This window comes from Novosphingobium aeonii, assembly GCF_052279045.1.
GTDB lineage: Bacteria > Pseudomonadota > Alphaproteobacteria > Sphingomonadales > Sphingomonadaceae > Novosphingobium.
Genome location: NZ_CP176833.1, coordinates 1,074,681 through 1,094,730 on the forward strand (window position 1 = coordinate 1,074,681; position 20,050 = coordinate 1,094,730).

18 protein-coding genes are annotated in these 20,050 nt (G+C 66.5%); 5 read left to right on the plus strand and 13 right to left on the minus strand.

Going from position 1 to position 20,050, the window contains the following annotated elements:
- Position 1: 1 nt before the first annotated feature.
- Positions 2-1,078, minus strand: a complete 1,077-nt coding sequence (locus ACLIMP_RS20225; RefSeq protein WP_185999734.1) for a Rieske 2Fe-2S domain-containing protein — start codon at positions 1,076-1,078, stop codon at positions 2-4.
- A 181-nt stretch (positions 1,079-1,259) separates the two neighbouring features.
- Between ACLIMP_RS20225 and ACLIMP_RS20230 the strand changes: the two genes are divergently transcribed.
- Complete coding sequence (locus ACLIMP_RS20230) at positions 1,260-1,925, plus strand: M24 family metallopeptidase (protein WP_185999735.1); 666 nt, start codon at positions 1,260-1,262, stop codon at positions 1,923-1,925.
- Between the two features lie 70 nt (positions 1,926-1,995).
- Here the strand turns inward: ACLIMP_RS20230 and ACLIMP_RS20235 are convergent, their stop codons facing one another.
- The 6 genes from ACLIMP_RS20235 to ACLIMP_RS20260 all read right to left on the minus strand — a co-directional run bounded on the left by ACLIMP_RS20235 (position 1,996) and on the right by ACLIMP_RS20260 (position 8,650).
- Complete coding sequence (locus ACLIMP_RS20235; RefSeq protein ID WP_324699639.1) at positions 1,996-3,642, minus strand: flavin-containing monooxygenase; 1,647 nt, start codon at positions 3,640-3,642, stop codon at positions 1,996-1,998.
- A gap of 135 nt (positions 3,643-3,777) precedes the next feature.
- The gene (locus ACLIMP_RS20240) at positions 3,778-4,893 is read right to left on the minus strand and encodes an acyl-CoA dehydrogenase family protein (protein ID WP_185999737.1); all 1,116 of its coding nucleotides are present in this window, start codon (positions 4,891-4,893) and stop codon (positions 3,778-3,780) included.
- 7 nt (positions 4,894-4,900) lie between these two features.
- On the minus strand, positions 4,901-6,076 hold the full coding sequence (locus ACLIMP_RS20245; RefSeq protein WP_185999738.1) for an acyl-CoA dehydrogenase family protein: 1,176 nt from the start codon (positions 6,074-6,076) through the stop codon (positions 4,901-4,903).
- Positions 6,077-6,136: 60 nt separating this feature from the next.
- A complete protein-coding gene (locus ACLIMP_RS20250) occupies positions 6,137-7,021 on the minus strand; it encodes an SMP-30/gluconolactonase/LRE family protein (RefSeq protein WP_185999739.1) in 885 nt (294 codons plus the stop codon).
- A 5-nt stretch (positions 7,022-7,026) separates the two neighbouring features.
- Positions 7,027-7,767, minus strand: a complete 741-nt coding sequence (locus ACLIMP_RS20255) for a carboxymuconolactone decarboxylase family protein (RefSeq protein WP_221937309.1) — start codon at positions 7,765-7,767, stop codon at positions 7,027-7,029.
- A gap of 103 nt (positions 7,768-7,870) precedes the next feature.
- Positions 7,871-8,650 carry an IclR family transcriptional regulator gene (locus tag ACLIMP_RS20260; RefSeq protein WP_054434371.1) on the minus strand — a complete coding sequence of 260 codons (780 nt, stop codon included), beginning with the start codon at positions 8,648-8,650 and terminating at the stop codon, positions 7,871-7,873.
- 293 nt (positions 8,651-8,943) lie between these two features.
- Between ACLIMP_RS20260 and ACLIMP_RS20265 the strand changes: the two genes are divergently transcribed.
- Positions 8,944-10,584, plus strand: coding sequence for a long-chain fatty acid--CoA ligase (locus ACLIMP_RS20265; protein WP_185999740.1), 1,641 nt, complete (start codon positions 8,944-8,946; stop codon positions 10,582-10,584).
- 1 nt (position 10,585) lies between these two features.
- Positions 10,586-11,767: an acetyl-CoA C-acyltransferase family protein gene (locus ACLIMP_RS20270; RefSeq protein WP_185999741.1), complete on the plus strand. Its 1,182-nt coding sequence runs from the start codon at positions 10,586-10,588 to the stop codon at positions 11,765-11,767.
- 85 nt (positions 11,768-11,852) lie between these two features.
- Here the strand turns inward: ACLIMP_RS20270 and ACLIMP_RS20275 are convergent, their stop codons facing one another.
- The 5 genes from ACLIMP_RS20275 to ACLIMP_RS20295 form a co-directional block, all read right to left on the minus strand.
- Positions 11,853-12,377 (minus strand): Dps family protein, encoded by a 525-nt coding sequence (locus ACLIMP_RS20275; protein WP_185999742.1) that lies wholly within the window; start codon positions 12,375-12,377, stop codon positions 11,853-11,855.
- 134 nt (positions 12,378-12,511) lie between these two features.
- Positions 12,512-12,901: a response regulator transcription factor gene (locus ACLIMP_RS20280; protein ID WP_221937310.1), complete on the minus strand. Its 390-nt coding sequence runs from the start codon at positions 12,899-12,901 to the stop codon at positions 12,512-12,514.
- Between the two features lie 94 nt (positions 12,902-12,995).
- Positions 12,996-13,649, minus strand: coding sequence for a response regulator transcription factor (locus tag ACLIMP_RS20285; protein WP_185999743.1), 654 nt, complete (start codon positions 13,647-13,649; stop codon positions 12,996-12,998).
- Positions 13,646-15,175 carry a sensor histidine kinase gene (locus tag ACLIMP_RS20290; protein ID WP_185999744.1) on the minus strand — a complete coding sequence of 510 codons (1,530 nt, stop codon included), beginning with the start codon at positions 15,173-15,175 and terminating at the stop codon, positions 13,646-13,648. The genes ACLIMP_RS20285 and ACLIMP_RS20290 overlap by 4 nt, the downstream gene beginning before the upstream one ends.
- Positions 15,176-15,267: 92 nt before the next feature.
- Positions 15,268-15,981 carry a sensor histidine kinase gene (locus ACLIMP_RS20295; RefSeq protein ID WP_443478175.1) on the minus strand — a complete coding sequence of 238 codons (714 nt, stop codon included), beginning with the start codon at positions 15,979-15,981 and terminating at the stop codon, positions 15,268-15,270.
- 230 nt (positions 15,982-16,211) lie between these two features.
- Between ACLIMP_RS20295 and ACLIMP_RS20300 the strand changes: the two genes are divergently transcribed.
- Positions 16,212-17,888, plus strand: coding sequence for an FAD-dependent oxidoreductase (locus ACLIMP_RS20300; protein WP_185999746.1), 1,677 nt, complete (start codon positions 16,212-16,214; stop codon positions 17,886-17,888).
- Positions 17,885-18,187 (plus strand): UBP-type zinc finger domain-containing protein, encoded by a 303-nt coding sequence (locus ACLIMP_RS20305; RefSeq protein ID WP_054434618.1) that lies wholly within the window; start codon positions 17,885-17,887, stop codon positions 18,185-18,187. The genes ACLIMP_RS20300 and ACLIMP_RS20305 overlap by 4 nt, the downstream gene beginning before the upstream one ends.
- 137 nt (positions 18,188-18,324) lie before the next feature.
- Here ACLIMP_RS20305 and ACLIMP_RS20310 read toward each other — a convergent pair whose 3' ends face one another.
- Positions 18,325-20,040 (minus strand): methyl-accepting chemotaxis protein, encoded by a 1,716-nt coding sequence (locus ACLIMP_RS20310; protein WP_324699640.1) that lies wholly within the window; start codon positions 20,038-20,040, stop codon positions 18,325-18,327.
- Between the last annotated feature and the right edge of the window lie 10 nt (positions 20,041-20,050).

Here is a 20,050-nt window from a genome sequence, read left to right on the forward strand (position 1 = left end):
GTCAGCAGGTGAAGAAGCGGTTGAGCCCCAGCGCCTTGAGACCGCGCCGATACGTCATCGAACTCATGTCGGCGGGAATATGCGCCTCCTCAGCCGGATCGAGGGGCAGCCATTCGGGCATCTGCGCCTCGACGATGGCCTTGTCCTCCTCGAAGATGCGCAAGTTGAAATCATAGACGTCCTGCACCGGCAGGTCGGTGTCGAAATTCCGGCCGATCGGCGCGAAGAGGCGCGTCACCCTGGCGGAAACCGGCGAAGCCGCATTCATGATGACAAGCCGGTCCTTGCCGGGGAAATGGATTTCCAGCGTTGCCGTGAACGGCAGATGGCAGCGGAAATGACGCAGCCAGTTGAAGCCCGGCACGCCGCGCTGCGACACGCCGATCGGATAGTTCCCCACGCTGCTCCAGTATTCCGCCTCGAACCCGTAATCCGTGCGCCGGGGCGTATAAGTGGGCACTTCGGCATTGTCGGGATCGGCGAAGGTCGCATGGTGGACGAAAGCGAAGTGAGCGACATCGAGGAAGCCTTCGAGCTGACGGCCAGCAAAGCCGTTGATGTCGATCCATGGACAGACGATCTGCTGGAATTCCGGCTCGTCCCAATGGGGCATGTCGGCAATGGCGCCGGGCGGAGGCGCGGTGTCTTCGGTATCGAGGCAGGTCCAGACGAGGCCATAGCGCTCCACACTGGGATAGGCCTTGAGGCTCAGCCGGGCCGGGATATCCCGCGAGGGATGTGCCGGCACATGGACGCATTTGCCGCCCTTCCCGAATGTCAGCCCGTGATAGGCGCAGACGACGCCGCCCTCCCCTGCGGTGCCCATGCTCAACGGCACGCCGCGATGAGGGCAGACATCAGGCGCGACGACGACCTCGCCATCGACACGATAGAGCACGAGAGGCTGGTCCAGCAGTTTGGCCCCGAGCGGCTTCTCGTCCACTTCACGGGACAGCGCGACCGGATGCCAGTGGCGGGCGAGGATGGCCCAGTCCTCCGGCTCGAAAGTGCAACCGCGCGGTGGCACCGCCCCGGTTGTCGGTCGTTCTAAAGTGGCGGTGCTGGCGGCGGTGGTCATGGGCAGGTATCCGGTTGCGAAAAGGCGGCTCCACCCATCCCGCGATCAGCCCTCTCTATCAAACGCAATGATTCACACGTTGCGTTGCAAAAATAAGGTACCCCGTGATGCGAGCCGCTCTTGACGGCTAACCTGCAAGCCCGCCAAACGAGCGCCCCCGATCCCTTCCTGGAGCCCGTGCATGTCCGCCACCCCTGCGAGCCGCGAAGCGGTGGGACCGCGCTACGACCTTGATACCATTCGCCGTGCCCAGGCCCGGTCCTGGCTTGCGCTGGAGAGGATTGCCGCCATCGTCCGGCCCGGAATGCGTGAAAGCGAGGTCCACGAGGCAGGCCGTGCCGTACTGGCGGAACTGGGCATGGAAATGTCCTGGCACCCCCTGCTGATCCGCTTCGGCGCCAATACACTCAAGATCTTCAGCGACCGTTCGCAGGGCGACGCCGTGCTGGCCGGAGACGATATTTTCTTCATCGACATGGGCCCCGTGTTCGACAGCCACGAAGGCGATGTGGGCGCGACTTTCACGGTGGGCGACGATCCGGAGATGAAAGCCTGCGCCGCCGCCTCGAAACAGTTGTTCGAGCGCGTCCGCACCATCTGGAACGCGGGCGCGGTGACCGGCAGCGCACTTTACGACCGCGCCGCGCAGGAAGCGCTGGCGATGGGATGGGAACTCAATCTCGACATTCGCGGACACCGCGTGAGCGACTATCCGCATTCGGTGCACAAGGGCGGGAACCTCGGAGATTTCGAAGCAGTGCCCGGCAAGGGACTGTGGATCCTGGAAATTCAGATCCGCCATCCAACCCGGCCGTTCGGCGCTTTCTACGAAGACCTGCTGGTCTGACACGCCTTCGAAACGGCAAAGGCCCCGGAAGCAGGACGCTTCCAGGGCCTTTTTTCGTAAAGCGGTGCGATCAGGCGGTCGTTTCGGGAACGCCCGCACGCTCGAAGGCGATGCCGGGATAGTCCTGAGACGCGGCCTCTTCGCAGGCTTCGCGATAGGCCTTGAAACCACCGGTATACATGGTGAGCCCGCGCGATTTTCCCGCGATATTGGTGCCGGTGTACCAGGTCTTCGCCTTGGACACGAGCGTGCCTTCGGCAAGTCCCGCCACGAGGTCCATCCAGCCCTGCTCCGCCTCTCCCGTGGGTTCCATCGCGGTCAGGCCATGGGAGCGCATGTGGCTGATGGCGTCGGCGATCCAGTTCACGTTCTGCTCGTTGATCGTGAAGATGTTGGCAAGCGCCGAAGGTCCGTTGGGGCCGCAGATCATGAAGAGGTTCGGGAAGTCCTTCATCATCAGGCCTAGGTGCGAATGCGCGCCCCCCGACCAGCGTTGATTGACCGTTTCTCCGCCGCGTCCCACCACGTCGAAAGCCATGAGCGCGCCGGTCAGCCCGTCGTAGCCGGTGGCGAGTATCAGCATATCCAGCTCGATCTCGCGGTCGCCCACCTTGATGCCGTTATCGGTGAGGGTGTGGATCGGCTCCCTGAAACAGTCCACCAGCCTGACGTGCGGCAAATTGAAGGCTTCGTAGTAGTGGGTGTCGAGGCAGGCCCGGCGTGCGAAGATCGGATAGCCGCGCGGCTTGAGCATTTCGGCGGTTTCGGGATCATTCACGACCTCGCCGATCTTGCCGCGGACGAATTCGGCCACTTCCTCGTTCGCTTCCTCGTTCTGGAGAAGGTCCGAAAACGTGCCGAGGAAGGTGTGTCCGCCGTTCTTCCAGGCATCCTCCATCAAGGAAATGCGCTGCTCGGGCGGCACGCTGAAATAGGGCCGCGTGGACGAGGGACGCACCCCGCCAAGCGGACTGTTGCGCGCCGACGCGCGCATGGCGGGCAGGTGGCGCTTGATCTGTGCCTGGTACTCCGGCGTGTAGGCGTGATTACGCATCGGCATCGTGAAGCTCGGCGTGCGCTGGAACACCGTGAGTTCCTTCGCCTCCTGCGCCACCACCGGCACGATCTGGATACCGGTGGAGCCGACGCCGACCACGCCCACCCGCTTGCCCTCGTAGCTCACCGGCTCCTTCGGCCAGCGTCCCGAGTAATACAGTTCGCCCTTGAAGCTGCCGTTCGCCACGAATTCGGGCACCTTGGGCACCGAAAGCGGTCCCGTGGCCATGACCGCGTAACTCGCCTCGAAGACCTTGCCGGTGTCGGTATGGAACTGCCAGACCTGACGGGCCTCGTCATAGGCCGCCCGCTCTACCCGCGTCCCGAACAGGTAATCCTTGCGCAGTTCGTGACGGTCGGCCACGAAATTGATGTATTCCAGGATTTCGGGCTGCGCTGCGAACTGTTCCGACCACGACCACTCCGCGTCCACTTCCGGCGAGAAAGTGTAGCAGTAATCCACGGTCATCAGGTCGCACCGGGCGCCCGGATAGCGGTTCCAGTACCAGACCCCGCCGACATTGTCGCCCGCCTCGATGCCGAGCACCGAGAGGCCCATTTCGCGCAGCTTGTAGACCATGTAGAGGCCGCCGATGCCGGCGCCGACGACAACCGCGTCATAGGCGGCATCCACCCGACCAGCGCTGTTTGCTTCAACCATTTTGCCCATCATCTCCCGGAGCATTGACCCGCCGATTATGCGGGAGGGATGGTCGGTAATCCGACCGTTTGGAGCGATGCGGAGCCAAGATCACATCCGTGAACGCGGCCCCGCGAGATGCACGTCTCCCGCGCGTCAGGCGGCGCTTGCGAAGCGCGAAAGGTGATGCTCGGCAGAGCCGTAGGCGCAATCGAGCATCATCAGCCGCTTGAGGTGGTGGCTGATGACGAGTTCGTCCGAGAACCCGACGCCGCCGTGAAGCTGGACCGCCTGCCGCCCGACGTAGAGCCCGCATTGCCCCACGCGCACCTTGGCGGCGCTGACCGCGCGGCGGCGCTCGGCCACCGGCCGGTCGAGGCTGAGCGTTGCCCGGTAGGACATCGAACGCGCCTCTTCGAGGGCGATGGCCATGTCGACCGCCCGGTGCTGAAGCGCCTGGAACGTGCCGATGGCGACGCCGAACTGCTTGCGGGTGCGCAGGTATTCCAGCGTGGCCAGATGCGCCGCCTCCATCGAGCCGACCGCTTCCGCCAGGTTTGCACAGATCGCCCTGTCCACCGCCGCCTCGATGACCGGCAAGGCCGATCCGGCGCGGCCAACGGGGATCGCACCGGTCACATTCTCGAAGCGCAGGCGCGCGTGGCGATGCTGGTCGATGGCCCGGAACCGCTCCACGGCAAGGCCGGGCGCGGCGGCGGGAACAAGAAACAGGCCGATGCCTTCCGCATCCCGCACATCTCCCCCCGTTCGCGCGGAAACGACGAACCAGTCGGCGCCTGCCCCATCCTCGACGTGAAGCTTCTCGCCGCTGAGCGTCCAGCCTTGTGGACCTTGCGTGGCGGAAAGACCGACATGGGACAGATCGTACCCACCGCCCGCTTCGAGCAGCCCGGCCGCGGCGCGGGCACTGCCCTGCGCGATCGCCGCCAGTACGTCGGCAGCCGCCGGGTCGCCGCCGATCAGGGCGGGAACCAGCACACTGCTCGCGACATAGGGGGCCGGCACGAGATGGCGGCCAAGGCCCTCCATCAGCGCCATGACGTCAACCGCCGATCCGCCAAGGCCGCCATCGGCCTCCGCGATGGGCAGCATCAGCCAGCCCAGCTCGGCCATCCGCGCCCATGTTTTCGCGGAGATTTCCTCGAAAGCGTCGATATGGCGAAGCCGCTCGGCCGCCGGCCAGAGGTCGCCGCCGAGACGGTCGGCGCTGTCCAGCAGCATGCGCTGCTCGTCGGAATATTCGAAGTTCATGGCAGCCTCACAGACCCAGCGCGCGGCGGGCGATGATGTTGTGCTGGATCTCGCTCGATCCGCCGTAGATCGAGGTGACGCGGGAATAGAGCGCGCCCTGCATCGCATAAGGCATGTCGGGGAGCGCATCCCCGTCCAGCGCCCGGAAATGCGCGGCCTCGGGCCCAAGCGCTTCCATCCACAGCGCCATGCCGCGCTGGTAGAGATCGGACCAGCGCAGCTTCACCATCGAGCCGCGCGGGCCGGAATCCTGCCCTACCGCCAGATCGGCGAGCAGCCGAAGCACCATGGTCTCGAGCGCCATCGCCTCGATCTCGATCTGGGCGAGCTGCGCGGCGAAGGCCGGGGTCTCGACCAGCGGAATGCCGCCCACGCACCGGGCCGAGGCAGCCTCCCGCACACCGTCCAGCACTTGCGGCAAATGGAGCGCGGTGGCCGAGCAGACCATCCGCTCCCGGTCGAGCAGGACCTTACCGTATTCCCAGCCGCGACCTTCCTCACCCACGAGATTGCCGACCGGCACCCGCACTTCGTCAAGGAAGACCTCGTTGGTGGTATACTTCTCGTCCATGGTCTCGATCTTGCGGATCGAGATGCCGGGGGTCTTCATATCCACCAGCAACAGCGAAATGCCCTGCTGGCGCCTGGCCTCCTGTGAGGTGCGCGCCAGCACGAACATGTGGCTGGCGACCTGGGCAAAGCTGGTCCACATCTTCTGCCCGTTGAGGATGTAATGATCCCCGTCGCGCACCGCCGTCGTGCGCAGGGAGGCGAGGTCGGAACCGGCGCCGGGCTCGGAATAGCCCTGACACCACCAGTCGTCGGCGTGGATGATACCCGGCAGGTAGCGGTCCTTCAGCGCCTGCGAGCCATATGTGAAGATGATCGGGCCGATCAGTTCGAGGCCCTGATGGAACTGGATCGGCGCACCGGCACGGGCGGATTCGCTTTCGAAGATGTAGATCTGCGCAGGGCTCCACCCGGTGCCGCCATATTCCACGGGCCAGGTCGGCGCGCCCCATCCCCTTGCGGCGAGCGCCTTCTGGTAAGCGATCAGTTCGGCGGGTTCGAGGCGCAGCCCCGATCTTACGCGGGTGAGCCAGGTATCCGGCACATGTTCGGCGAAGAAGGCGCGTACCTCATCGCGAAAGGCCAGTTCGTCTGTTGTGAAATCGAGGTCCATGCCCGTTTGACTGCACGGGGACGGGTGCCCGCTTCCAGTGTCAGCCGGGCTCTGCGGGCACTAATTCCAAGTGTGATTATCTGGAACGAAGCGCGCCTCGCCGATCCCTCGTGCACCGAGCCCGGAAATCGCCAGCATCCGCCCCGCATCCGGGTGATCGGATTTCAGTTTATGCCCGGAATCGGAAATCGTCGTGACATAGAGCGTGGCCATATCCGGGCCGCCGAACGCCGGGCACGAGGGATAGGGCACCGGCAGGTCGACAAGGCGCAGCAGTTCTCCCTCAGCAGACAGGCAGGCGATCTGCGCGGAGATCACCAGCGCAACCCAGATGTGCCCCTCGCTGTCCACCGTGGCGCCGTCCGGCGCGGTGCCGGCAGCAGCAAAATCGAACAGCGACTTCATCGGCCCGAGCGCCCCGGTTTCCGGATCGTAGGGATAGCGGCGCAGCACGCCCTCCAGCGAATCCGAGACATAGAGCCAGCGCCCGCACGGCGAAAAGCACAGCGAGTTGGTCAGCCGGAAGCCATCCAGCAGCTTCTCGGCATCGCCGCCCCGGCCAAGCCGCCATAGCGTGCCCAGCGCGCTTTCCTGCCCGCCATGCTGCATGGTGCCTGACAGGAAGCGCCCCTGCCGGTCCATCTTGCCGTCATTGAAGCGGATCGCCCCCTCGCCGATCGCGGGGCGGACGAGATCGCGCACCCGGCCGTCGAGGTCGATCAGCGAGAAGCCGTCGGCAAAGGCGGCTACGAGGCCATCTTCGGCCAACCCGATGGAGCCGACCTGCCGGTCGAAAGTCCAGTCGCGCACGAGCGTTCCCGATGTATCCACGGCCATGACCCGGCCCTTGCGGATATCGATCCACCAGAGCCATTGGCGTTGCCCGTCCCACACCGGGCTCTCCCCGAGATCGCTGGCGATCGGGGTGAAAAAAGCAATGTCCATCGGCTCTACTCCTGCGAAGCGCGCATCACGGCGGGAATGCCTTCGGAACAGGCATGGAGACCAAGATGCGCGACAAGCTGGAAAACCTGAGCGATTTCGTCAACGCCCGCCCCCAGTTCCAGCGCCCGGCGCGTCTCGGTCCGCACCGCCTCCCGGCTGAGGTGCGTGGGAGAGGCGGCCAGCGCCAGACGGATCAGGGCCCGCTCCCTGGCGGTCAGGCGCGAGGTGCCGTCAGCCGTTTCAAGCAGATCGACCAGCACCCGCGCCCATTCCGGGGAGACGGCCGCCATCGCCGCCAGCCAGCCAGGCCGGTCGCCGTGCAGCGCTTCGTAGCGGTCCAGCACCCCGCCGTCCGCCTGCTCTACCGGTATCGCGCGGCCCATTGCCGCCAGTTCCTCTTCCAGAACAGACATGCCCAGCACCACGCTGTCGAGCCCCTGCATCGTCGCCAGTTGCAGGACCTCGACGAGCTCACCCGGCGTGCAGCCCACCTGCAAGGCCAGACGGACATGAATTTCCAGCCCCGCCAGAAAAAGATGCGTGGTGGAGCCATCGACAGCGACGTAGATCAGTTCGCGCATCCGCGCCGAAAGCGGCCCGACGCGCGCCGGGGTCGAGGAATAGGCGAGGTAGGCCTCAAGCCATTCGGGGCTGTGTTCCAGAAGGCCGTCGTTGAATTCGACCCAGTAGCCGCGCGCCTCGATATAGGCGCGCCTGAAGGCCTGTTTTTCTGTTTCGGACCGCAAGGCTCTCTCCCTTTTGCGCAGCCCGCAGAACGTCTGGGGGCAGGCACGGCGATGTCGAACCCGCCGTGCCTGCCCCCACAACTATCACGTCCGTGATCGCCCGCTACTCGGCCGCTTCGGCATAGTGCTGCTCTTCGCGAAAGGCCTTGAACTCGGCGATGCACTCCCGCATCGCCTCGATGATGTCGTACTGAGACTTGGCAATACGTTCGGCGAGCCCGCCCACGCCGATCGCCAGCGGAATGCCGTGGATCTTCTCGCCCAGCGAGATCGAGATCTGCGACACTTCCTTCAGCGGCTTGTGCGCGAGGTAGGCATGGCCGATCTGCCGCGTCCAGCGGATTTCCCGCATCAGTTCGGCGTGATCGAAGCGGCGCCCCTCGGCTAGCTGATAGTAATTGGTGTAACGGCAGATCTTGTCGATCTCGCGGTCCTTCATCTCGCTCATCAGGGCCAGGCCGCTGGAGGAATCTACCAGCAACCGCATCGTTCCCACCGGCGGCACCATCTTGAACTCGTGATCGGGCGCCTTAAGCAGGATGTACTGCACGAACAGATCGTTCTGGGTGGAAAGCCCCACGGTCTCGTCGGTGCGGCGCTGGAGTTCGTCCACCAGCCAGCGATAGCTTTCGTCCGAGTAGACGAACCCCGGCAGCCAGTTGCCCAGCGCGCCGACACGCATGGTGGGCAGATAGGTGCGGGTCACGCGGTTGTAGTTGAGGTAACCCATGACGACCATGGATTTCAGGAGGTTGGTGGCGCTGGACTGCGGATAGCCCAGGATCGTGTAGACCTCGTGCAGACGCATGGGCCTGCGTTCCTCGGCAAAGAGTTCGAGGACCTCAAGGGTCCGTGACGCCGATTTGACCGTTCGCCGGATCATTCTCGCCTCTCCATTTTTATCCGGAGCTTTCGCGCTCCTTTTTTCTCGTGCCGATTGGTAACGCCGTTCCGCCGGGCAAGGGAATGGCCCGCAATCGATATCACATATGTGATTCCACGGGATCGCGGCGAATGCAACTTCGCGGGTCCGGCGCATTTCGGGCCGCGACTATCCAGCCTGTGATATTCCACCGGCAGCCTGCTCCCTGCGTTGCCGCTCCCGCCCGCCGGCCACATCAAGGCCCTCAATCGCCGGGAGAAACCCGCGCGGAACGTAGAGGAGCCTGCCGCACCATGATGGGGCTGATGCAATGCCTGCCGCTGACCATCGGCAGCGTGATCGACCACGCAGAACGCAACCACAACGACACCGAAGTGGTATCGAGAGGCACAGAAGGCACGCTCGAACGCTCGACCTGGGGCCGCGTTGCCCAGCGGTCGCGCCGCGTCGCCGCCGCCCTGGAATCGCTCGGCGCGAAGCCCGGTGATCGCATCGCCAGCCTCGCCTGGAACCGGCTTCCCCATCTCGAACTCTATTACGGCGTTCCCGGCGGCGGCTATGTCCTCCACACGCTCAACCCCCGCCTGTTCGAGGAGCAGATCCGTTTCGTGCTGGCCGATGGCGGCGCGCGCATCCTGTTCGTCGATCCCGATCTTCTCCCCTTGGCGGAGGGCGTTCTTGCCATTCACGATGCGCCGGTGACCGTGGTGGTCCTGTGCGAGCGGAAGGACCTGCCGGAATCGCCGCTGGCCGATATCGTCGCCTACGAGGACCTCCTTGCCGCTGCCGAACCGCTGGCGGCCTGGCCGGACATCGACGAGCGTTCCGCCGCCGGGCTCTGCTACACTTCGGGCACGACCGGCAATCCCAAGGGCGTGCTCTACAGCCACCGTTCCACCGTGCTTCACGCCATGTCGCTCTGCTCGGCGGATTCGATGGCGCTGTCGGCGCGGGACCATGCGCTGCTGCTGCCGCCGATGTTCCACGTCAATTCATGGGGCGTGCCCTATGCCTCCGCCATGTGCGGGGCCAAGCTGGTGCTGCCCGGCAGCGCGCTGGACGGGGCTTCGCTTCACGCGCTGATCCGGGATGAGGAAATCACGTTTTCTCTCGGTGTTCCAACGGTATGGTTCACTATCCTCGACAGGATCGAGGCCACGACCACGGCCGAGGAACGCGCCGCGCTCAAGCTGGACCGCGTGTTCATGGGCGGCGCCGCCACCCCGCGCGCGCTCGTCCAGCGGTTCCGGGACCTTCTGGGCGTGGAGACGATGCAGGCCTGGGGCATGACCGAAACGAGCCCGGTCGTCGCGGTGTGCCGCACGGCAGCCCGCCACCGCGACCTTTCACCAGAGGCGCATCTGGACTTGCGCGCCAAGGCCGGGCGTTGCCTGTTCGGCAGCGAGATCGGCATCGGCGCGGAGGATGGCAGCGTCACCGGGCCCGGCGGCGACAACGTCGGCCCGCTGCTGGTACGCGGGCATTGGGTGGCCAGCGGCTACTTCGGCAAGGAGCCCGGCTCCGCGCTCGATGCCGGGGGCTGGTTCGACAGCGGCGACATCGCCCGGATCGACGGTGACGGCTTCATCCAGATCACCGACCGCGCGAAGGATGTCATCAAGTCCGGTGGGGAGTGGATCTCCTCGATCGAGCTCGAGAACGTCGCCGTCGCCCATCCCGCCGTGCGCGAGGCCGCGGTCATCGGCGTCCCGCATCCGCGCTGGCAGGAACGGCCGCTGCTGTTGCTCTGCCTCCATGAAGGGGCGAGCGTTAGCCGCGCGGAAATGCTGGCGCACCTGGCCGATCACGTCGCGCGCTGGTGGCTGCCGGACGATGTCGTCTGCGTGGACGAACTGCCGCACACCGGCTCGGGCAAGGTCATGAAGGCCGAACTGCGCCATCAATTCCGCAGCCATCTGGAACAGGCAGGCTGACATGAAGACGATCTACGCGGTATCCGCCGCCCGCACCGCCATCGGCGCCTTCGGCGGCACGCTCAAGGACAGGACGCCCGGCAACCTTGCCGCCCACGTCGGCCGCGCGGCGATCGATCGCGCCGGGATCGCGCCCGAAGCGGTGGGCAACGTGGTGTTCGGCCACGTCATCACCACGCATCCGCGCGACCATTTCGTTGCCCGCATTGCCGGGATCGGTGCCGGTGTCCCGGAGGAAGTGCCCGCGCTGACCGTCAACCGGCTTTGCGGCTCGGGGCTTCAAGCCCTGATAAGCGCCGCGCAGTCCATCATGCTCGGAGACTGCGAACTGGCCCTTGCCGGCGGAACCGAGGTCATGAGCCGCGCGGCGCATTACCTTCCGGACTTGCGCTGGGGCCGCAAGATGGGCGACGCCCGCGTGATCGACGGCCTCAACGGCGCGCTGACCGACCCGTTTCACGACATTCTCATGGGCGTTACCGCGGAAAACGTCGCACGCCGCTACGGCGTGACGCGTGAGATGCAGGATGCACTGGCACTTCTCAGCCAGCAGCGGGCGGCGCGGGCGATCGCCGAAGGGCGGTTCCGCGAACAGATCGTCCCCGTCGATATCGCCGCCCGCAAGGGCAGCGTGCGCTTCGATACCGACGAATACGTTCGCCGTGATGCGCAGCCGGAGGATTTCTCGAAGCTCCGTCCCGTCTTCGCGGAAACGGAAGGCACCGTCACCGCCGGGAATGCCTCGGGCATCAACGACGGCGCCGCCGCACTGGTGCTGGCAAGCGAACAAGCGCTCAGCGATCATGGGCTCACCCCGCTGGCCCGTCTCGTTTCCTACGGCCATGCCGGGGTTTCGCCGGAATACATGGGCATCGGCCCGGTTCCGGCGACCCGCAATGCCCTTGCCCGCGCGGGCCTGACCGTCGCCGATCTCGACGTGATCGAAGCCAACGAGGCATTCGCCGCGCAGGCCTGCGCGGTGACGCAGGAACTGGGGCTCGATCCCGAACGGGTGAACCCCAACGGCAGCGGCATCGCGCTGGGCCATCCGGTGGGCGCCACCGGCGCCATCATAACCGCCAAGCTGCTCTACGAACTGCGCCGCAGCGGCGGCCGCTACGGTCTTACCACCATGTGCATCGGCGGAGGACAGGGGATTGCGGCGATCTGGGAGCGTGTCTGAAATATCCTTCCCAAACCGATGAAATAACGCGGCATTGCGGGCATGTAACGTTCCCGTGTCCGCAATGCCGCATGGGAAGGTGGCCTCAGACGCGGCCGGTGCGGCAGCTTTCGTAAAGGAACCACGCGCGGCGCTCGGTCTCGTCGATCCATACCTCGATCAGGCTGGCGCTGGCGATATCGCCATATTCATCGCAAAGCGCGTGAACGGCGCGCATCTCGGCCACGAGCTGCTTGTTGTCGCCATGGAGTTCCGCCAGCATGTCCAGCGGATCGACATAGTCGGCATTGTTGTCGAGCAGCCGCTGGTGGCCGGAAATGTCGGAGATCGAACGGATCGTGGTGCCGCCCAGCTTGCGCGCGCGCTCGGCAATGGGGTCCGTCATCGCGAAGATCTGGTCGCCCTGCTCGTCGAGCAGAAGGTGATAATCGCGGAAATTTGGGCCGCTCATGTGCCAGTGGAAGTTCTTGGTCTTGAGATAGAGCGCAAAGACATCCGCCAGCAGCGCCTTGAGCCCGCCGGAGATATCGCGCGTCGCATCGGCGCCAAGGTCGGTGGGCGTACCCAGGCGGCGCTGGGCGGGTGTGACGAGGGTGTGCGGGTCGGACATGGGAGAGGCTCCTTCTGACGTGGCGGCGTCGGATGCCGCCAATCAGTCACCCAGATAGGCGCTGCACGGCGCCTGACCCAGCCACACCTAGGTATGGCCCGATGCCGGTATGGTACTGGCGGTATGGTCCGGTATCAGGCCAGCACCGCCTCGATCGCCGCCAGCAGCGCATCGGGGTCTATCGGCTTGGTGAGAAAGGCCGCCGCACCGCCAGCCTCTGCCTGCGCGCGCGCGGCGGGGGTGGGATAGGCGGTCATCAGGATCACCGGCTGCGTCCAGCCCTGCCGGGCCAGCTCGGACTGGAGTTCGAGCCCGGTCATCTCCGGCATGTGCAGGTCGGTGACCACGCAGGCGATCCGGGCGCGCAGGCCGCTTGCCAGCAGGCCAGCCGCGCGGTCGAAACCCAGGCCCACCATTCCCGCCGAACGCATCAGGCTGTCGAGGCTGCCCCGAACCCCGCTGTCGTCGTCGACGATGGCCACGATCGGGGGGGAGGCGGATGGATCGGGAAACGGGGCGACCAATGTTATCTCCGGCGTCTTCGGGCGGGGCCTTGCCCTCGCCCTGCTGGCCCCCCCTTGCCCAGTTGGCCCGGGGCGAGCACGCCCGCCATCATACTCAGGTGTTATAGCGATGGATGGATTCGTCCCGCACGCCCAGCATCTCGGCCATGCGCACCAGATCGGCGAGCGACTGCGCCGCCATCTTGCGCATCACGTTTCCGCGATGGATCTTCACCGTGATCTCGGACAGGTCGAGCCGGGCGGCAACCTGCTTGTTCATCAGCCCGGTCACCACCAGCGCCATGACTTCGCGTTCGCGCGGCGTCAGGCTCTCGTATGTTCCGCGCAGGAGCGTGCGGCCCTCCAGTTCGGCGCGGCGTGCGCGGTCGGAATCCAGCGCCGCCCGGACTGCCTCCAGCAATTGCCCATCCTCGAAAGGCTTGGGCAGGAAATCTATCGCGCCCGCCCGCATGGCCCGAACGGTCATCGGAATGTCGCCATGCCCGGTGATGAGGATCACCGGGATCGCCAGCCCCTCCGCCGCGAGCCGCTCCTGGAAATCGAGCCCGCTTTCGCCCGGCAGGCGGATGTCGAGCACGAGACAGCTCGCCACCTCGGGGCGGCGGGCTGCAAGGAACTGTGCCGTGGAGGCGAACAGCGCGACCTCGAACCCGCTTGCCCGCAGCAGGCTGCCGATGCTGCCGCGCACTTCGGCATCGTCGTCCAGCACGCAGACCAGCGCGGCCGTTTCGCTTCCGTTACCCGTCATGCCGGCACGATCTCCATTTCCATCCTCGCGGGAAGGCGCAAGCGGAACGTCGCGCCGCCTTGCGCATTGTTGGCGGCGGTCAGCGTGCCGCCATGCTGTTCGGCGATGGAACGGCAGATCGCCAGCCCCATGCCCATGCCTTCGCCCTTGGTGGTGAAGAACGGGCGGAACAGCGCTTCCGGGTCGCCCTCGATCCCGGTGCCGCAATCGGCGATCTCGACCGTAACCCCGCCCTGCCCGTCCGGCGAGGCGCGAACCGCCAGCGCGCGCCGTTCGGGCGCAAGCGGCGCCATCGCCTGTTCCGCGTTGAGCATGAGGTTCATCAGCACCTGCTGCAACTGCACCCTGTCTCCCAGCAGCTCGGGCAGGTCCGGCGCCAGCACGATGTCGAGCGCGACGCCCTTGGCCTGGAAATCGCGCCGCAGCAGGGCCGCCGTCTCCTCCACGAGCGGGGGAAGCGCGATGCCTTCGCGCTTGGGATCGGCCTTGCGGGCGAGTTCGCGGATGCGGGCGATGACATCGGCGGCGCGGGTGCCGTTGCTCGTGATATGGTCGAGACAGTCGGATACTTCGGCGGCTGAGGGCGCCTCGCGCTCCAGCCAGCGCTTGCCAGAGCGGGCATATGTGATGATCGCCGAAAGCGGCTGGTTGACTTCATGCGCGATAGACGCGGCAAGCTGGCCCAGCGTCGTCACCCGCGACATGTGTGTCAGCTCCGCCTGAGACTGGGCGAGCCGCGCCTGGGCGCGGTTGCGCTCGGTCACGTCGAGCGCCATGACCAGCACGCGCTTCCACCCGCCGTGATCGGGCGGCAGCGAGACTTGCAGCAGCACGTCGATCACCTCGCCCGCGCGGGTGACGAAGCGGGTCTCCTCCTCGATCGATTCCGCGCCGTCCAGCAAGCCCGAATAGATGCGCGACAGGGACTCGAAAGCCGCCGCGGTCGCGAATTCGCCGATGGTGCCGCCGATCAGTTCGGCCCGGTCCGCCAGCCCGAACAGCCGCGCCGCGGCATGATTGGCGTTGCGCACGCGCGCGGAACCGAAGGCCATGTCGACCATGCCGTCTTCGATATCAGAGCCTTGCAGCGCGCCGAACAGGCGATAGGCGCCCGACCAGTCTGATTCCCATATCGGAAAGCCCGCCGCCGAGAAGATCGTGCGATAGCGAGCATCGGAACGCTCCCGCTCCGCCCCTTCGGCAAGCTGGCGCAGGAACAGGACGGTAGTGACCAGAAGCGCCACGAGGCTCACCGCAAGCCGCATCGCGGGCGAACCCATCGGCGCGCTCCAGTGCGAGACGCAGTAGCCCGCGAATGCGAGCACCGCGCAGAACACCGCCGCGAACAGCACCAGTTCGCGCGACTGGGTGCGGCCCACCAGCACCACCACCGTGGTATAGAGCACCGCGACCGCACCCTGGAACGGGCTCAGCACGTCAAGCGCAAAGATCCCCAGCGCCAGAAGAGCGGCCGATAACGCATAGATCTTGCTGACCAAACTTCTTGCCTCGGCATCGCCGTGCATCGCCGCCTCCTGCCAGGAACCGTACCGGGGCCTGACGGGGAACGTGCCGGGGAGTTTTCCGGGGCGCAACCACAACCTTCGGTTAGGTCCGCTCATGCCAGCGGGACGGCAAGGACCACGCGGGTGCCGGGGCGGGCATCCTCCCAGACCAGCGCCGCGCCGATCCGCGCAGCCAGCATCGCGATCAGCCGGGCACCGAAACCGGCGGAAGGCAGCGCGCCGCCGTGCCCCGCGCCATCGTCCTCCACCGTCAGCCTCAGGGCATGAGGCCCTGCGAGGCTCAGGCCGATCCGCACCTCGCCGGGCGCTTGCGCGGCATAGGCGTACTTGCAGGCATTGAGCACGCATTCCGATGCGATGAGCCCCATCGCCGCCGCGAGCCGGGCGGGCACCAGAACAGCATCCGAACGGACCCGCAACCGCCGCCCGGCCGCCGCGTCGCAGCACCCCGCCTCGATCTGCCGCGCCAGCGTGCGGAGATAGCCGCCGATATCGACCACGGCCGAAGCCGCCCCAGCCCCTGCCCCTGCCCCTGCCTCTGCCGTCCGCGTAAGCTGGCGGTGGACCCCGGCGATCGCGCCGATCCGCCCCAGCATCCGGTCCAGTGCAAGCCCGGCTGCAGGATCGGAAACCTCGCGCTTTTCCGCAGCGATCATCGCCATGAGAAGCTGGAGATTGTTGGCGATGCGGTGATCGCTTTCCTCGGCCTCCAGTGCGGCTTCCGGCCAGGCTTCCCCGCTTCCGGGCAGCGGCGCGGCATGGCGGGCAGGACCTTCCTGGTTCGGCGTGCGTTCAGCCATCGGCATCGGGTTTTCCTCCTGGGCTGGCCGCTCGGGCCGGTTGGGATGAGGACTTTTCGCCGCACCGCCCGCGTCTGGCCATCATACGCAGGTTTGGGGGCTTAGGCGGTTTGGGGCTTGGGTTCGGGCCCTTAAACCTGCGTATGATGGCGCGGGATGCCGCCCGGCCCGATAACCATCGGTACACGGCGGCGCAGCCCGTCCGACCATGTCCAGATTTCGCCTTGGAGACCGGCATGAGCACGATCGAAACCCGCGAATACCAGATGTTCCCCGTGCTCGCCCCCGCCGAGATCGCGCTTGCCCGCCGCTTCGCCAGCGGCCCGGAGCGGCGTTTCGAGCCGGGCGAGACCGTATATGCCATCGGCGACCGCGAAGCGCCGACCTGGCTCGTGGTCAAAGGTCAGATCGAGGTGCTGCGCCGCGACGGGCTCAATCTCGACGGTTCCGGGCGCGAGGTCCACCTTACCACGCACGGCCCCGGCCAGTTCACCGGCGAGATCAACCAGCTTGCGGGTCGTCCCTCGATCGCGGGCGGCCGGGCGGGCCCCGAAGGCTGCACCGCCCTGCCCATCGATGCCGCGCACTTGCGGGCACTGATGATCGGCTCGGCCGAACTGGGCGAGAAGGTCATGCGGGCGCTTATCCTGCGCCGTGTCGGCCTGATCGAGGAGGGCGGAGCGGGAACCATCCTGATCGGCGTGCCGGACAGCCCGGACGTGGTGCGCCTGCAGGAATTCCTGCGCCGCAGCGGTTATCCTTTCCTCGTGCTCGACGTGAGCGCCGATGCCGAAGGCAAGGCCATGGTGGAGCGGCTGGGCGTGGCGCCCGCCGAATACCCGCTCGTCGTCTGTCCGACCGGGCCGCTGCTGCGCCGCCCCCGGAACGAGGAACTGGCCGCCTGCCTGGGGCTCACCTCCCATATCGATCCCGAGACCGTCCATGACGTGGCCATCGTCGGCGCGGGGCCGGCCGGGCTGGCGGCGGCGGTCTATGCCGCGTCCGAAGGGCTGTCGGTGGTGGTGCTCGATGCGCGTTCGATGGGCGGGCAGGCAGGCGCCTCCGCCCGGATCGAGAATTACCTCGGTTTTCCCACCGGCATCTCCGGGCAGGCGCTGGCCGGGCGCGCCTTCAACCAGGCGCTCAAGTTCGGTGCCAAGATCGCCATCCCCGTCGCGGTGGAGAAGCTGGAACGCCGGGACGGACACTTGCAGCTCGCCCTTGCCGGGGCGCGAAAGGTGCAGGCGCGAACCGTGGTCATAGCTTCCGGCGCGAAATACCGCCGCCCCGCCATCGCCGGGCTGGAGCGTTACGAGGGTTCGGGCGTGTTCTACTGGGTTTCGCCGATCGAGGCGCGGCTCTGCGCCGGAGAGGAAGTCGCCCTGGTGGGCGGGGGCAATTCGGCCGGGCAGGCGGTGGTGTTCCTGGCCCCGCAGGTCAGGCGGCTTCACCTGATCGTCCGGCGGGAACTGGCCGAGACGATGTCCCGCTATCTGGTGGACCGCATTGCCGAACTGCCCAATGTCGAGGTCCATGTCGCCGCCGAAGTGGTGACGCTAGAGGGCGACGAGACGGGCCTGCTGTCCGGCGTCGAAATCCGGCACAATGCCGACGGTTCGCTGCACCACCGGGCGCTGCGCCACCTGTTCCTGTTCATCGGCGCCGATCCCAATTCCGACTGGCTGCCCGGCGAGGTCGAAACCGACGGCAAGGGCTTCGTGCTGACCGGCCAGGGAGACCGGGGGGCGCAACCGCTCGAAACGGGAATGCCCGGCGTATTTGCCATTGGCGACGTGCGCGCCGGCTCCACCAAGCGCGTGGCTGCCGCGGTAGGCGAAGGCGCGGCGGTCGTGGCTCAGATCCATGCCGCGTTCAGCCAGGAACTTGCTGAAAAGACGGAGAAAGCATCATGACCGGCTGTTCGCATAGCATGACGATCAACACCGTGACGCCAAGCGCGAAAGGCTGCGAGGAATGCCTGCGGATCGGCAGCCCCTGGGTTCACTTGCGGCTGTGCCGAAGCTGCGGACACGTCGGCTGCTGCGACGATTCTCCGCACCGCCATGCCCGCGCCCATTTCCGCGAAACGCATCACCCGATCATCGAGGGCTACGATCCACCCGAAGGCTGGGGCTGGTGCTATGTCGACGATATCGAAATCGACCTGCCCGACCAGACACCGCAATGGGGCCCGATACCGCGCTTCTATTAGAAACGCGGTATCGGAACGGTGCTTATCCTCCCCCGAAGCGCCGTTCCGCCTCAGCCGGGCAGTGGAGGCGATATCCCTCCCCCGACCCTCGCAGCCGCTGCCCGGCGCTTCTTCGTCATATCCGGCGTCTCGCCCGATCAGGCGACCTTGAACTGCGAGGCATGGGCGGTCAGCCGGTCCACCTCGTCGGTCAGGCTGCGGGCTGCGGCGGAGGCCTGCTCCACCATGGCCGCGTTCTGCTGCGTGGCGATATTCATGGCGCCGATGGCGGCGGTAATCTCGCTGACCGACGTGGCGGAAGCGCGGTTGCCGGCCGCCATCCCGCCCAGGAGCTGATGGACCTGGCCGACATCGCCCGCGATATTCTCGAAGGCGCCGTCCACCCGTTCCACCGCGCCCACGGCGGTAACGATCTCCGCCTGGGTAACGGTAAGTTGCTCGCGCGCGCTGCGGGCCTCTTCCTCGGAACGCATGGCCAGCGCCGAGACGAGATCGGCCACGACCGCGAAACCGCGCCCTGCCTCCCCGGCCCGGCCCGCCTCGACGGCGGCATTCATGGCAAGGACGCGGGTCTGGAAGGCGATCTTGTCGAGCCCTTCGATGACGCTGTCGATGTTGGTGGCGCTTTCGGCCACGCGGCGCATCGCGCCCACCGCTTCGGCGGCAACGTCACGGCCACCGCCGACCGTGGCGATCGCCTCGTCCGCGCGGGCAACGGTCTGGCTCGCGGCATTGGCGCCCGCCTTGAGCCTATTGTCGATTTCGGCCAGCGCGGCGGAACTCTGTTCGAGGCTGGCTGCGCTGGCCTCGGTCCGGCGGGCGAGATCCTCGGAAGCCTGCGCGATCTCGAACGAGCCGCCCCGGATCGCCGCCGTGCTGGCGCTGGCCGCGCCGATCAGGCCGCGCAGTTCCGAAAGCGCGGCATTGTAGTTGCGGCGCAGCTCCTCGTAGCCGTCGGGGAAGGCGCGGGCGATTTCCGCGGTGAGATCGCCCGAGGAAAGCTCCGCAAGGCTCGAAGCCAGCGTCTGTACGACCTGGCGCTGCTGCGCGTCCGCCGCTTCCTTGGCCATCGCCGCATCGCGGAACACCACGAGGGCGCGGGCGATCCCGCCGATCTCGTCAGGCCGGTCCGTTCCGGTGATCTCGATGTCGAGCTGGCCTTCCGCCAGATGTCCCATCGCCGCTTCCGCCGTTTCGAGCGGTGCGAAGAGCTTGCGGGCGCCGCGCATGTAGCCGGCGGCCGCCAGCGCGGTCACCAGGACGGCAACCAGCAGGATATTCCAGCCCAGGCTGTTCACATGGGCATAGAATTCGTCGGCGGACACGCCCACGAACAGGATGCCGATCACTTTGCCGGACCGGTCCTTGATCGGATCGTAGGCCGCGAAATAGCGCTTGCCGAGGATTTCGGTCTCGCCGCGATAGGGCTTGCCGGCGTCCAGCACCTCGTCGTGCACCGGACCTGCGGCCAGACGGCTGCCAAGCGCGCGGCCGCCCTGCTCGTTCAGGACATTGGTGGCGACGCGCGTGTCGCCCATGAAGATCGTGGCGGTGCCGCCGACCAGTTCCTTCATGCGGTCCACCGCTGCGTTATTGTCGTTCAGCACGACCTCGCCGGCGTAGAGCCTGCCTTCGCGCAGGCTGTTGTCCAGCCCGTTCTGGCGGAGCACGGACCAGGCCACGCGCATGTTGGTATCCAGTCGTTCGGTGCCTTGCTCGCGCGCGCTGCTCACGAGCAGGAACCGGGTGCCGAGGAAGATCGCGGCCGACAGCAGGACAAGCGCGGCGACGGCCATCAGGGTAACCTTGGCCGAAAGATGTTGTCTGTTCAGGAATTCACGAAAACGTGTCATGACGAATTCT